Raw genomic sequence first — 13,695 nt, forward strand, 5'->3', positions numbered from 1 at the left:
CGGGCCGGGGAGCGCCGGGCGCGGCATCGTCCGGTGCCGCCCGCCGGCGACGAGGCGCGGCGTCGACTTCCTCCGGGGCGGCTCGTCGCCCACGCGGCGCCGCATCGGCGTCCTCCGGAGCGGCTCGTCGCCCACGCGGCGCGGCGTCGACGCCCTCCGGGACGGTCCGCCGGCCACCGGACGGCACGTCGCCGTCCGGCGCGCTGCGGCGTCCCGGGCTGGGTCGGGGCTCGCCGGTCACGCCCGGCGCGTCGCGCAGCGGACCGTGGGCCGGTCCGGTCGGCTCCTCGGCGGCGGCCCGCCGGCCGGCGCGGCGCGGTGCGAGGCCCGGCACCGGCGGCGCGTTGCCGCTGCGTGGCACGACGGGTTCGTCGGCGCCGACGGCCGGGCGCCGGCCGGGACCGGCGGCCGGCGGGCGGTTCGGTCCGCCGCGAGCGGTCGCGTCCGGCAGATCGCCGGATGTCCCGCCCGGTCGGCGGCCGAAGCCGGGGGCGGCGTCCGAGGGGCCGCCGGGGTTCGCCGCGCCACGACCGGGTCGGGACTCGGCGCCGGCCGGGGGCGGGGCGGCGGGGCCGGGCCGGGGCACGCGGGCCCGGGCCGCGGAACCGCTCAGGTCACCCGACCGGTACGGGTCGGCCCCGGCGCGACGGGCGGCCGGCGGACCCGCGGGCGCGGGGACGTGCGCGTCGGCCGGACCGGCGTGGGGGCCCGGCGGCACGCCCCGGGCACCGGCCGGACCCGCCGCGGGAGGGCCGGGCGGTGCGGCGCGACCACCGGACCGGGCCGGACGCGGACCGGGCTGGGCGGGCGGGCCGGGCTGGGCGGGCGGGCCGGGCGCGCCAGCGGCGGGTACGTCGGCGGGCGCCTGGCGGCGCGGACCGGGCTGGGCGGACGGGGTCTGGGCGCCGGTGGGTGCGCCGCGACGCGGGCCGGCCGCCGGGGGGGGTCCGGCGGGGCCGGCCGGCGGGGCCGGCTGTGACCGTGGCGGGGCGGTCGGGGCCCCCGGCCCGGCCGGTCCGTCCGGGCCTCCCTGCGGCCATCCGCCGGCCCGGCGTGCCGCTGTGTCGGGGCCGGCGGGCGGGGCGGGACGCGCACCCGGCGCGGGGACGTCGCCTCGCCGCGCCGGGCCGGCCTGCTCGGCCGGGCCGGGCCTCGGACCGGCACCGGGTCGCGGTGGCCCCGCCTCGCCGCGGCGCGGCGGGGGCGTCGCGGCCGGACCGCGCGGGGTCGGGTCGGGACCGGACGCGTCCGGCGGTGTCACGGGGGCGGCCGGCCCGCCTCCCGGGCCGAGGTCCGACCGCTGCGCCTTGGCCGTGCGCAGGTCGTCGATCCAGCCGAACTCCTCGCCGCTGATCGGCTGCTCGGGCTCGGCCTCGGCCTTGCCCCGCCCCCAGCGCCGGCCCTTGGCACGCCGCTCGTCGGCGCCGTCCTCGGGTCGTTCCGCCCCACGCGACTTCACTGCTGACCCTCCTCGGCGGCGTCCGTGCCGCCCTCGTGCGCCCCGCCGTCGCCCGGCCCCCCGGGGCGACGGCCGTTGCCCGCCGTGCCGCCGGCGGCCGCCACGGGCGGGCGCGCGGCCGGGGCCGGAAGCCCGCGGACTATCCGGCGCAGCAGCGGCAGCCGGTCGGCCACGGCGCGCTCGGCCCCGTGCTGGCTGGGCCGGTAGTAGTCGGTGCCGACGAGGTCGTCGGGCACGTACTGCTGGGTGACCACGCCGCGCTGGTCGTCGTGCGGGTAGTGGTAGCCGGTGCCGTGGCCGAGGCCCTTGGCGCCGGCGTAGTGCGCGTCGCGCAGCCCGCGCGGCACCGGCCCGCCGCGGCCGCTGCGGACGTCGGCGAGGGCCGCCCCGAGAGCGGTGGTCGCCGAGTTGGACTTGGGCGCGGTGGCCAGGTGGATCACCGCCTGGGCCAGGTTGAGCTGGGCCTCGGGCAGGCCGACGTACTCCACCGCGTGCGCGGCGGCGGTGGCCACGCCGAGCGCGGCCGGGTCGGCCATGCCGACGTCCTCGCTGGCGAAGATCACCAGACGCCGGGCGATGAACCGGGCATCCTCACCGGCGACCAGCATCCGGGCCAGCCAGTGCAGCGCCGCGTCCACGTCGGAGCCGCGCATGCTCTTGATGAACGCGCTGGTCACGTCGTGGTGGGCGTCGCCGGCCCGGTCGTAGCGCACGGCTGCGGTGTCCACCGCCTGCTCGGCGGTGGCGAGGTCGATGCGGTCGGCGCCGACGGCGGCGGCGGAGGCGGCGGCCGCCTCCAGCGCGGTCAGCGCCTTGCGGACGTCCCCGGCGGCGAGCCGGACGAGGTGGTCCTCGGCGTCGGGGTCGAGGGTCGGCGCGCCGCGCAGGCCGCGCTCGTCGGCGACCGCCCGGCGGAGAAGGCCGCGTACCGCCGCGTCGTCGAGCGGCTGGAGGGTGAGCAGCACGCACCGCGACAGCAGCGGCGAGATGACCGAGAAGTACGGATTTTCGGTGGTCGCGGCCAGCAGCGTGACGGTCCGGTCCTCGACGGCGGCGAGGAGCGAGTCCTGCTGGGTCTTGCTGAAGCGGTGCACCTCGTCGATGAAGAGCACGGTCTGCGGGCCACCGGCGCGACGCTGCCGGCGGGCGGTGTCGATGACGGCGCGGACGTCCTTGACCCCGGCGTTCAGGGCCGACATGGCGACGAAGCGGCGGTCGGTGGCGCGGGCGACGAGGTGCGCGATGGTGGTCTTGCCGCTGCCCGGCGGCCCCCAGAGGATGACCGACATCGGGGCGACGCCGGAGACGAGCTGCCGCAGCGGGGCACCGGGCGCGAGGAGGTGGTCCTGACCGACCAGCTCGTCCAGGCTGGTCGGGCGCATCCGGACGGCCAGGGGCGAATCCTCCCCGACCGGAGTGAAGCCGTCCACGCCGGCCGGGCCCCCGGGCGCGGCGTGCGCGGCGGTGGGGCCTCCGAGGGAGAAGAGGGCGTCGGACTCCATCACGGGAACAGTACCGGGCCCGGCCGGTGACGCCGGAATCAGCGCCGCCGACCGGGCCTCCGGTGATCGGTTGCGGTCAGCCCCGACCAGGGCGCCGCCCGCGGTACCAGCGACCGCCACCGCCGCCCGGGCCCCGGCCGACGCCGGCCAGGTACAGCGAGAGCAGCAGCAGCCCGATGAGTACGAGGGTGTTCCAGTTGAACAGGTCCGGCGCGCCGAAGTTGGTGTTCAACAGGTCGATGAGCAGGGCGAACCCGAAAACGATCGCCGCGAGAATGGCGAGCATGGCATTCCTCCGGTGAGGGGGGTCCCAGTAGGTCGGCCGGGATGTACCCAATCGGTCCATCCGTCAATCTCCACCCTGGACCGGGCGCCGCTCCGCCCGTGTCGACCCCGCCGTACCGGCGGCGCGACGCCGCCGAGCCACGCGGCCCGGGCTAGGCTGAAGTCATGATCATCGCGGACGAGGCCCTGGTCGGACGGGACGCCATCCTGGCGGCGGCCGAGCATCACCCGTACGTCCGGCACGCCCTGTGGCGGGGCGGGACGCCACGCGGCTGGCGACGCGACGGCGCGGTCGGCTGGCTGCTGCCCGCCGAGCAGGGGCCGGCGGGCGGGGCGGTCGGCGCCCCCGGGCCGGCGGTCGAGGTCTTCGCGGGCCTCGTCGCGGACGGGCCGCTCGCCCCCGGCCAGTGGCTGCACCTGCCGCGCCTCGATCCCGACCTGCTCGCCGGCCGGCTGGCCGTGGCGCGGCACGACGAGTGGGACTTCCTCTGGACGACCGCGCCCCCGTCGCCGCAGCCCGACGAGGAGCGGGTGGTCCGCCTCGACGAGGCCGACCAGCCGGCCCTGGCCGCGCTCATCGACCAGTCGTTCCCGACCACCACGTCGCGCCCGGGCGACCCGAGGATCGTCGCCTGGTACGGCATCCGCGACGGCGACCGGATCGTCGCCTGCGGGGCGGACCGGAGCCGGGGCGACATCGGCTTCCTCGCCGGCCTGACCGTCGCGCCGGACCGGCGCGGCCGGGGGCTCGGCGCCGGACTCACCGCCGGCATGACGCGGGCCCTGTTCACCCGGCACGACACCGTGGCGCTCGGGGTCTACACCGACAACGTGGGGGCGATCCGGCTGTACCGCCGGCTCGGCTACACCGGCACCCTCGCACGCAGCTCGGTCCACCTCGCGTGACCGGACGGGCGGTCCGGGCCACCGTCGCACCCACGGACCACGCGTCAGGGCCCGGCTCACCGCCGCCGGACCACGCGTCCGAGCCTGCGCGCCGGCACCGGCCGCGGACGGCCCCTGGTCAGCGCGGGTGGCACCGGAACCCCAGGGCTCCCGGCCGCCACCGCGTCACGAATTCCGGCTACCAGCGCATCGCGGCCCCCGGGCCGCCACCGCGTCAACGATCCCCGGTGGCCACCGCGTCACGGCCCCCCGGCCGCCGCGGCGTCGCGCGGCACCGGCACGGCGGTGGCCGACCGGGCGTCGGCCGGCGCAGCGGTGGCCGGCGCGCCCTCGGCCGGCGCCCCGTCGAGCGGGCCGGCGGCTCGCGGCTCGCCTCCGCTCCGGCGGGCCACCCGCCAGGCGGGCAGGTAGAGCGGTGCGGCCACGGCCAGCACCACCGCGCCGGTGAGCATGGCGGCGCTCACCCCGGCCCGGTCGGCGACCAGGCCGAGCACGACCCCGCCGAGGGCGGCGGCGGGCATGGCGACCATCGAGTTCAGCGAGACCACGCTGGTCCGGTACGGCCCGTCGACCTGCCGGTGCACCAGTCCCATGTGCAGGGGGTTCGACGCGCCGTGCACCGCGTAGCAGACGACGTACGCGACCAGCACGCCCACCGGACCGGCGAGCAGGCCCATCGCGGCGACGGTCGCGCCCTGCACGATCCGCAGGAGGGCCGCGCCCGGCGCGGCGCCGAGCCGGCGGGTGAGCAGCGGGGTCAGGGCCGCGCCACCGGCCGAGGCGAGCCAGGCGACGGTGCTGCCCGGGCCGAGGATCGCCGCCGCGCGGTCGGCGTCGCCCAGCACCTCGGCGAGGCGCACCGGCAGGAGGCTCTCGAAGGTGATCATGCCGAAGCCCCAGAACAGCTCCACCGCCACCAGGGCGAGCAGCACCCGGGAGCGGCGCAGCAGCCCGACCGCCTCGCCGATCATCCGGGGGGCCCGGGCCACCGACGCGCGCAGCGCTCCCCCGCCGGCGGCGGGGCGGGACTCCCGCAGCAGGGCCAGCAGGGCGACCAGCGCGACGACCTGCAACGCCACCGCCACCAGGACCGGCGCGGTGAGGGCGCTGACCGGCCCGACCGGGCCCAGCGCGACCAGGCCGCCGCTGAGCAACGCCCCGGCGGCGATGGCCACACCGAGCACCGTGCCGCCCTGGCCCAGCCCCTTCTCGTACGCGGCGTCGGGGTCGGCGGCCAGGGTGGAGTCGACGTACCAGGACTCCAGTGGACCGCTGTCCAGGGCGCGGAACACCCCCTGCATCGCCCACACGGCGATCAGCAGGGCGAACGTGTCCGCCACGACGAGCAGCAGGCCGGACGCCAGGTTGACCACGGAGGCGACCACCAGCACCGGCCGGCGGCCCAGCGCGTCGGCCAGTCCCGCCGTCGGCAGTTCCAGGGCCAGCACGATGATCCCCTGCGCGGCGGCGGCCAGGCCGATCTGGGTGAGTGTGAGGCCGCGCTCCTGCATGAGCAGGATGATCACCGGGATCGTCAGGCCAACCGGCAGCCAGCGGAGCCCGTGCAGCACCAGGAAGCGGAAGCGGACCTGGTGGGCGGTGAGCGGCCTCATCGCTTCCCCTCCAGCAGCGGGTACGCGGCGAGGAAGACCTGCACCTGCTCGGCGCCCGGCTCGGCCGGGTCGGCGTCCTCGCGGTAGCGCTCGAGGACCTGCCAGAGTTCCGCCTGAAGAGCCTGGAGGCGGGCGACCGGAAGGGTCAGGAGGGCGTCACCCATTCCGAAGGCGTCCCGCCACGCCGGCGACCACTCGTCCTGCACGGCGAACCACCGCTCGGCCTGCTCCCCCAGCAGGCGCACCTGGTTGCCCTGGATCCAGTCGATGGCTGCCCGGGCGTCCGGGTCGTCGTCGAAGTCGGTGGGCTCGAAGTTGGTGACGTCGTGCGCGGCGCGCCACCAGCGTTGCCGCCCGCTGCCCCGGTGCGGATCCTCCACGACGAGCCCCACCTCGGCGAGCTGCCGCAGGTGGTAGCTGGTGGCGCCGGTGTTGGTGCCGAGCAGCTCGGCCAGCTTGGTGGCGGTGGCCGAGCCCTGCACCCGCAACGCCCCGAGCAGCCGGATCCGCAGTGGATGCGCCAGCACCCGGACCTGGCGGTGGTCGACTCGCACCACGCGCGGAGCGGGCCGCACGTCCTTGCCCTCAGCCATGCATGCACAATAACTGTGCACAGTTTCTGTGCACAAGAGTTGTGCACAGAAACTGTGCAGAGGTCCGGGCTCAGCCGGCCAGGAGTTCGGTGACGCCGCGCAGGCGGGTCCGGAGCAGGCCGGCCGCGCGGGAGGAGTCGAGGCGTACCTCGGCGGGGCGGCGCAGCCCCGACTCGGCGCTCGTGGTGGTCTTCAGGCCGGCCGGGTCCAGACCGGACGCCGCGGCGACCAGCAGCCCCAGCTCGGCGCGGCTGACCGCGTCCGGGCCGGCCACGTTCAACGGGCCGGCGACAGCGGAGTCGACCAGTTCCAGGACGGCGGCGGCCAGGTCGGTCACGTCGACCGGGCAGCGGAGCTCGTCGGTGAACAGGGTTGCCCGTCCGGCGAGGGCGTCCCGGCAGAGCTGGATCTGCTTGCTCCCCTCCCCCACGATCAGCGAGGTCCGGACCAGCACGGCACCGGGGTCGGTCGCGCGGACGGCGGTCTCGGCCGCCGCCTTCGCCGCGCCGTACGGGAAGACCGGGGTGGGCGGCTCGTCGTCGAGGTACGGCGTCGGCCGTCCGGCGTGCACGGCGTCGCTGGACACGTGCACCAGTCGTGCCCCGACCTCGGCGGCGGCGTACGCGACGTGGGCCGCCCCGTCGGCGGTGACCGCCCAGTCGTCGTACCGGTAGGGGGTGGCGACGACCGCGTCGGGGCGTACCTCGGCGAGGAGCGCCCGCACGGCGGACCGGTCGGTGACGTCCAACCGGCGCGCCCGGACGCCCGGCACCGCGACCGCGCCGCGGTGGTACGTCCCGACAACGCGCCCACCGGCGGCCACCGCCTGCCGGCACACCTCACCACCGAGGAACCCGCTGGCCCCCACCACAAGCAGCGTCATCCCGCCCCCGCCTCCCGACTCTGTCGATCATGAGGTTAGCGGGGGCGACACGCCGTGTCGCCACCCGCCGACGTCATGATCGACGCGCCCGGGCCCGGAGGGGCGGGGTGGGCGGTGGTCAGGTCGGGTCGGCTACCGGGGCGGCGGGGCCGGCGGTGCCGGTGTGCGGGGCGGCCTGCGGCTTCGGCTTGGCGTCGATGCCGGCCTCGGTACGCTGCTGGGCGGTGATCGGGGTGGGCGCGCCGGTCAGCGGGTCGAAGCCGCCGCGCGTCTTCGGGAAGGCGATGACCTCCCGGATCGAGTCGGCGCGGAGGAGCAGCATGCAGGCCCGGTCCCAGCCGAACGCGATGCCGCCGTGCGGGGGCGGGCCGTACTTGAACGCCTCCAGCAGGAAGCCGAACTTGTCCTGCGCCTCCTCCGGCGTGATGCCGAGCAGGTCGAAGACCCGCCGCTGCACGTCGCCGCGGTGGATACGGATCGAGCCGCCGCCGATCTCGTTGCCGTTGCAGACGATGTCGTACGCGTACGCCAGGGCCCGGTCCGGCGCCTCCTCGAAACGGTCCACCCACTCCGCGTTCGGCGAGGTGAAGGGGTGGTGCACGGCCGTCCAGCCACCCTCGTCGGTGCGCTCGAACATCGGTGCGTCGACCACCCAGCAGAACGCCCAGGCGCTCTCGTCGACGAGGTTGGCCCGCTTGGCGATCTCGATCCGGGCGGCGCCGAGCAGCTCCTGCGCCTCCCGGGTGTTGGCGCTGGCGGCGAAGAAGATCGCGTCGCCGGGCTTGGCGCCGACCGCGTCGGCCAGGCCGGCCAGGTGCTCCTCGGAGAGGTTCTTCGCCACCGGGCCGCGGGCCTCGCCCGTCTCGGCGTCGAGCACCACGTACGCGAGGCCCTTCGCGCCACGCGCCTTGGCCCAGTCCTGCCAGCCGTCCAGCTCCTTGCGGGACTGGCTCGCGCCGCCCGGCATGACCACCGCGCCGACGTAGCCGCCCGCGTCGATCGCGCCGGCGAAGACCCGGAACTGGGTGCCCCGCAGGTAGTCGGTCAGCTCGGTCAGCTCGACGCCGTAGCGCAGGTCCGGCTTGTCGGAGCCGTACCGGGCCATCGCGTCGTGCCAGGTGATCCGCGGGATCGGCCGGGTGATCTCGTGGCCGGCCAGCTCCTTCCACAGCGCGGAGACGATCGCCTCGCCGAGGTCGATCACGTCGTCCTCGGTGACGAACGACATCTCGATGTCGAGCTGGGTGAACTCGGGCTGCCGGTCGGCGCGGAAGTCCTCGTCCCGGTAGCAGCGGGCGATCTGGTAGTACCGCTCCATGCCGCCGACCATGAGCAGCTGCTTGAACAGCTGCGGCGACTGGGGCAGCGCGTACCAGGTGCCCGGCTGGAGCCGCACCGGCACCAGGAAGTCGCGGGCCCCCTCCGGCGTCGAGCGGGTGAGCGTCGGGGTCTCGATCTCCAGGAAGTCCCGCTCGTGCAGCACGGTCCGGGCGATCTGGTTCGCCCGCGAGCGCAGCCGCATGGCCTTCGCCGGGCCGCTGCGGCGCAGGTCCAGGTAGCGGTAGCGGAGGCGGACATCGTCCCCGGCCTCGATCTGGTCGTCCACCGGCAGCGGCAGCGGAGCCGCCTCGGACAGCACCTCCAGCTCGACGGCCGTCACCTCGACCTCGCCGGTCGCGAGGTCCGGATTCTCGTTGCCCCCGGGGCGGCGGGTCACCTCGCCGGTGACCTTGACGCAGAACTCGTTGCGCAGCGCGTGCGCGTCCTCCTCGCGGAAGACGACCTGCACCACGCCGGAGCCGTCGCGCAGGTCGACGAAGATGACACCGCCGTGGTCGCGCCGGCGGGCCACCCACCCGGCGAGCGTCACCGTGGTGCCGGCGTCCGTCGCGCGCAGGCTGCCGGCGTCATGGGTACGGATCACGACGTGCGTCTCCCTCGTCTGCGGAATGTCTCTGCCCGGCATTCTGTCAGGGCTGCCGGTCCGACGTTCCACGGGTGTGAGGAAGGGCCCCTCCTCGACGCGCGGGTGTCAAGAAGGGGCCCCTCGCACGCGGCGGGCCGCCGGAGGAGGAATCCGGCGGCCCGCTCGGTGCCTCGATCAGTAGACGCTCACGCCGTAGACGCTCAGCGCCTCGGTGACCGGCTGGAAGTAGGTGGTGCCGCCGGTGGTGCAGTTGCCGCTGCCGCCGGAGGTGAGGCCGAGGGCGGTGGAGCCGCTGAACAGCGAGCCGCCGCTGTCACCGGGCTGGGCGCAGATGTTGGTGCGGATCAGGCCGGAGACCGAGCCCTCGGCGTAGTTCACCGTCGCGTTCAGCGCGGTGACCGAGCCGCTGTGCAGGCCGGTGGTGCTGCCGGAGCGCTGCGCCGACTGGCCGACGAACGCGTTGCCGGCGCCGGTGATGTCCCGGTAGCTGCCGTTCCAGAGGTAGACGTTGCCCGGCTGCGTGGTGGTCTGGTTGCTGTACCGGACGATACCGTAGTCGTTGCCCGGGAAGCTGGAGCCGGCCCGGGTGCCCAGCAGCGTGGTCTGGGACGAGTTCGAGTACCAGCTCGACGAGATGTTCGTGCAGTGGCCGGCGGTGAGGAAGTACTTCACGCCGCTGCTGTTGCGCACGTTGAAGCCGAGCGAGCAGCGCCCGCCGCCGCCGGCGTAGATGGCCTGTCCGCCGGAGATCCGGGTGCTCAGCACGCCGGCCTCGGCCTCGATGCGCACCGCGCCGTTGGTCCGCGCCGCGGCGGCCCTCACCCGCTCCAGCTTGGCGCCGGTCACGGTGCTGTCGACGGAGACGACGACCTGGTTGGTGGCCGGGTCGACCCACCAGGCGGTGCCCGGGATCTTGGCGGTGCGCTCCAGCTCGGCGGTGGCGCGGTTCAGCTCCGCGGCGCCGCGCTTGACGATCTTCGGGGTGGCGCCGGCCGCGGCGACCTGGCGGGCGGCGACGGCGTCGGTCACGGCGACGACCATCTTGCCGTTGGCGCCGGCGTACGTGCCGGCGGCGCGGTCACCGAGCCGCTCGGCGAGGGTGGCCGCGGCGTCCGGTGAGGCGGCGGCGGGGGCGGCCTGGGCCGGGGCTCCCATCAGGGATCCGGCGACCAGGGTTCCGGCCGCGACGAGGGTGGCGGCGCGGCGGAACGTGGACCTCGTGGGTCGCATGTAACAACCTCCGTGAGAGAGGGAACGGCCCGCGCCGGGGCGGCGGGACCGCGGGGATCAACCCGGCGAGCTGGGGAAACCGGCCGAGCTGAGGGAAGTATTCATATATTTAAGATCGTAGGCAAGACCCCGGTTTGCCCGAATTCATCCAACGGCCACATGTTACGGCTGCGCAACATTGTGGACACAGACGGTTGTCTATACGCTCCGGTCACCGTGTATCCCGGGACCCGTGACCGGAGGCCACCATGACCCTCGTCCGTCGCGCGCTGGCCACCCTCGCCAGCCTCGTCACCCTCGTCCTGATCGCCGCCACCCCCGCCGTCGCCGACTCCGGCCCGCCGCCGAACTCGATGGCGAGCCTCGGCGACTCCATCACCCGCGGCTTCAACGCCTGCGGCTGGTACACCGACTGCACGTCGCGCTCGTTCAGCACCGGGGACTACTCCACGGTGAACAGCCACTACCTGCGCATTCGCGCGGTGAACCCGACCATCAACGGCCGCAACCACAACGACGCCCGGTCGGGGGCGAAGTCCGCCGACATGTACGGCCAGGCCGGCACCGCGGTCAGCCAGGGCGTCGGGTACGTCACCATGCTGATCGGCGCGAACGACGCCTGCACCAGCTCGGAGTCCTCGATGACCTCGGTGGCCACCTTCCGGGCGAACATCGACTCCGCGCTCAACCGGCTCAAGGCCGGCCTGCCCACCGCCAAGGTCTTCCTCATCAGCGTCCCGGACATCCACCGGCTCTGGTTCGTCGGCAAGGACAACGGCAGCGCCCGCAGTGCCTGGTCGCTCTTCGGCATCTGCCAGTCCATGCTGGCCAACCCGACCTCCACCGCCCAGGCCGACGTCGACCGGCGCAACCGGGTCCGGCAGCGGGTGATCGACTTCAACACCCAGCTCGCGGCGGCCTGCGCGGCGTACGGCGCGAACTGCCTCTTCGACAACAACGCCGTCTTCGGCTACCCGTTCACCCTGAGCCAGCTCTCCGGCTGGGACTACTTCCACCCGAACACCAGCGGGCAGCAGGTGCTGGCGAGCGTGTCGTACGCCGCCGGCTTCCGCTGGTAGGCGACCGGTGACCGGCGCGCGGCGCCCCGGCGGACGCGCGCCACGCCACCCCGGAGCCGTACCGGCGACACCCGATCGTCAGCCGACCCGGCGGCGCGCCCCCGGGCCCGGCCGCGGCACCACCTCGCGGGGCTCGTCGATCTCGTGGCCGCGCTCGCACCGCAGCACGACGCTCACGTCGCCGCCGCAGTCGCGGTGCGCGACCCGCAGCGGCGAGCCCTCCGGGTCGGCGAGGTAGCGATCACCCCACGCGAGCACGGCGACCAGCACCGGCCACAGGTCGAGACCCTTGGGGGTCAGCCGGTACTCGTGGCGCAGCCGGCTGCCCGGCTCCCGGTACGGCTCCCGCCGCAGCACGCCCTCCTCGACGAGCGTGGCGAGCCGGTTGGTGAGCACCTGGCGGGGGATGCCGGTGCGGACCCGCATGTCGTCGAAGCGGCGGACACCGTTGAAGACCTCACGCAGCACCACGAGGGCCCACTTCTCGCCGAGGACCTCCATCGCGCGGGCGAGGGTGCAGTTCTCGATCGACCAGTCCAGTGCCGCGGGTCTCATACCCGCCAGGCTAGGTCTGATTGACAGACTCAGCAAACGGCTGCGAGGCTGAGTCCATGACACAGACGCAGGACCGCAGCCGCACGTTCTCCTGGTCCGACCCGGGCATCAACGCCGCTCAGCTCGGCCGGCGCAGCGGCCTCGACCTGCTGCGGGCGATGATCGCGGGCGAGCTCGCCGCCCCGCCGATCATGCACCTGGTCGACATGGCGCGGATGGAGGCCGAGGAGGGCTGGGTCGCGGTCGAGCTGGTGCCGCAGGAGTTCCACTACAACCCGCTCGGCACCGTCCACGGTGGCGTCATCTCCACGCTGCTGGACACGGCCGCGGCCTGCGCCGTGCACACCACCCTGCCGGCCGGCGTGGGCTACACCTCGCTCGACCTGAACGTGAAGTTCCTCCGCCCGGTCACCGTCGACTCCGGCACGCTGCGCTGCGAGGGCACCGTCCTCCAGCGCGGTCGCCGTACGGCCCTGGCCGAGGCCCGTCTGACGGACACCAAGGGCCGCCTGATCGCCCACGCGACGTCCTCCTGCCTCCTGTTCCCGGTGGACTCCCCCACCCCCTGACCCCACCCCCCGCCGATCATGGAGTTTCGGCCCTCGATACGGGCGGAATGCGCCCTTCGCCCGGCCAGAAAGTGCAAGATCGGCGGGCGGGTGAGGGCACGTGGAGCCTCAGCCTCGGGCGGACTGGCGGGCGCGGCGGGCGTCGCGCTTCTCCTCGAAGCGGGACGCGGCGCGCTCCAGGTCGTCGAGGTGGGCGGCGATCTGCTCGCGGGCGGCCTCGCCGTCGCCGTCCAGACCGGTGACCTTGAAGATGTCCCACTGGCGCAGCACCGGGACCACCACATCGTCGCGGTGCTGTCGCAGGTCGTAGATGCCGGCCAGGGCGATCGCCACCGACTTGCGGGCGAAGCCCTCGATGCCGTTGCCCGGCATCTGGAAGTCGGCCAGGACGTCGGCCACCGCCCGCATCGCCTGGCTCGGGGCCAGCTCGAAGGCCGCGTTGAGCAGGTTGCGGTAGAACACCATGTGCAGGTTCTCGTCGGCGGCGATCCGGGCGAGCAGCGCCTCGCACCGCGGATCGCCGGTGACCTTGCCCGTGTTGCGGTGGGAGATCCGGGTGGCGAGTTCCTGGAACGACACGTACGCGAGCGAGTGCAGCATCTCCTCGTCGTGGGCGTTGTGGAAGCCGTTCGACATGTGGACCATCCGGGCCCGCTCCAGGGCCACCGGGTCGACGGCACGGGTCACGGTCAGGTAGTCCCGGATCGCCGTGCCGTGCCGCCCCTCCTCGGCGGTCCACCGGTGCACCCACGTCCCCCACGCGCCGTCCCGGCCGAAGAGCGTGGCGATCTGGTGGTGGTACGAGGGCAGGTTGTCCTCGGTGAGCAGGTTGACGATGAGGGCGGTACGAGCCACCTCGGGGATGGTGGAGTCCTCCGGGGACCACGCCTCCCCACCGAGCGGCCCGTCGAAGGTACGCCCCTCGCTCCACGGCACGTACTCGTGGGGGAACCACTCCTTGGCGATCGACAGGTGCCGGTCGAGGTTCTTCTCGACGACGGCCTCGAGTTCGTGCAGGAGGGCGGTCTGGCTGAGCACGGTCACGGCGATCTCCCTACGGTGGCGTAACTTACGCTACCGTAGGTCCGATCGGC

The 13,695-nt window shown here is 75.0% G+C and carries 12 protein-coding genes; 3 read left to right on the forward strand and 9 right to left on the reverse strand.

The window, feature by feature from the left end; genetic code table 11:
• Positions 1-1,455: 1,455 nt before the first annotated feature.
• Both HCJ94_RS18110 and HCJ94_RS18115 read right to left on the reverse strand, forming a co-directional pair.
• Entirely contained in the window at positions 1,456-2,961 is a 1,506-nt protein-coding gene (locus tag HCJ94_RS18110) for a replication-associated recombination protein A (protein ID WP_168002205.1), read from the reverse strand.
• Positions 2,962-3,037: 76 nt separating this feature from the next.
• Complete coding sequence (locus tag HCJ94_RS18115; protein WP_168002206.1) at positions 3,038-3,247, reverse strand: hypothetical protein; 210 nt, start codon at positions 3,245-3,247, stop codon at positions 3,038-3,040.
• Between the two features lie 164 nt (positions 3,248-3,411).
• On the opposite strand from HCJ94_RS18115, the gene HCJ94_RS18120 reads away from it, so the two are divergent.
• The gene (locus tag HCJ94_RS18120; RefSeq protein WP_168002207.1) at positions 3,412-4,152 is read left to right on the forward strand and encodes a GNAT family N-acetyltransferase; all 741 of its coding nucleotides are present in this window, start codon (positions 3,412-3,414) and stop codon (positions 4,150-4,152) included.
• Between the two features lie 239 nt (positions 4,153-4,391).
• Here HCJ94_RS18120 and HCJ94_RS18125 read toward each other — a convergent pair whose 3' ends face one another.
• The 5 genes from HCJ94_RS18125 to HCJ94_RS18145 all read right to left on the reverse strand — a co-directional run bounded on the left by HCJ94_RS18125 (position 4,392) and on the right by HCJ94_RS18145 (position 10,398).
• Complete coding sequence (locus tag HCJ94_RS18125) at positions 4,392-5,765, reverse strand: MFS transporter (RefSeq protein ID WP_168002208.1); 1,374 nt, start codon at positions 5,763-5,765, stop codon at positions 4,392-4,394.
• Entirely contained in the window at positions 5,762-6,358 is a 597-nt protein-coding gene (locus HCJ94_RS18130; protein WP_168002209.1) for a winged helix-turn-helix domain-containing protein, read from the reverse strand. The genes HCJ94_RS18125 and HCJ94_RS18130 overlap by 4 nt, the downstream gene beginning before the upstream one ends.
• 70 nt (positions 6,359-6,428) lie before the next feature.
• Positions 6,429-7,241 carry an SDR family oxidoreductase gene (locus HCJ94_RS18135; RefSeq protein WP_168002210.1) on the reverse strand — a complete coding sequence of 271 codons (813 nt, stop codon included), beginning with the start codon at positions 7,239-7,241 and terminating at the stop codon, positions 6,429-6,431.
• Positions 7,242-7,359: 118 nt separating this feature from the next.
• Positions 7,360-9,165, reverse strand: a complete 1,806-nt coding sequence (gene aspS / locus HCJ94_RS18140; protein WP_168002211.1) for an aspartate--tRNA ligase — start codon at positions 9,163-9,165, stop codon at positions 7,360-7,362.
• A gap of 177 nt (positions 9,166-9,342) precedes the next feature.
• Positions 9,343-10,398 (reverse strand): S1 family peptidase, encoded by a 1,056-nt coding sequence (locus HCJ94_RS18145; RefSeq protein ID WP_168002212.1) that lies wholly within the window; start codon positions 10,396-10,398, stop codon positions 9,343-9,345.
• 248 nt (positions 10,399-10,646) lie between these two features.
• Between HCJ94_RS18145 and HCJ94_RS18150 the strand changes: the two genes are divergently transcribed.
• Positions 10,647-11,477: an SGNH/GDSL hydrolase family protein gene (locus tag HCJ94_RS18150; protein ID WP_168002213.1), complete on the forward strand. Its 831-nt coding sequence runs from the start codon at positions 10,647-10,649 to the stop codon at positions 11,475-11,477.
• A 78-nt stretch (positions 11,478-11,555) separates the two neighbouring features.
• Here HCJ94_RS18150 and HCJ94_RS18155 read toward each other — a convergent pair whose 3' ends face one another.
• Positions 11,556-12,032 (reverse strand): winged helix-turn-helix transcriptional regulator, encoded by a 477-nt coding sequence (locus tag HCJ94_RS18155; protein WP_168002214.1) that lies wholly within the window; start codon positions 12,030-12,032, stop codon positions 11,556-11,558.
• A gap of 56 nt (positions 12,033-12,088) precedes the next feature.
• Between HCJ94_RS18155 and HCJ94_RS18160 the strand changes: the two genes are divergently transcribed.
• On the forward strand, positions 12,089-12,601 hold the full coding sequence (locus tag HCJ94_RS18160; protein WP_168002215.1) for a PaaI family thioesterase: 513 nt from the start codon (positions 12,089-12,091) through the stop codon (positions 12,599-12,601).
• Positions 12,602-12,709: 108 nt separating this feature from the next.
• Here the strand turns inward: HCJ94_RS18160 and HCJ94_RS18165 are convergent, their stop codons facing one another.
• A complete protein-coding gene (locus tag HCJ94_RS18165) occupies positions 12,710-13,645 on the reverse strand; it encodes an acyl-ACP desaturase (RefSeq protein WP_168002216.1) in 936 nt (311 codons plus the stop codon).
• Between the last annotated feature and the right edge of the window lie 50 nt (positions 13,646-13,695).

Source organism: Micromonospora thermarum (assembly GCF_012034245.1).
Lineage (GTDB): Bacteria > Actinomycetota > Actinomycetes > Mycobacteriales > Micromonosporaceae > Micromonospora > Micromonospora thermarum.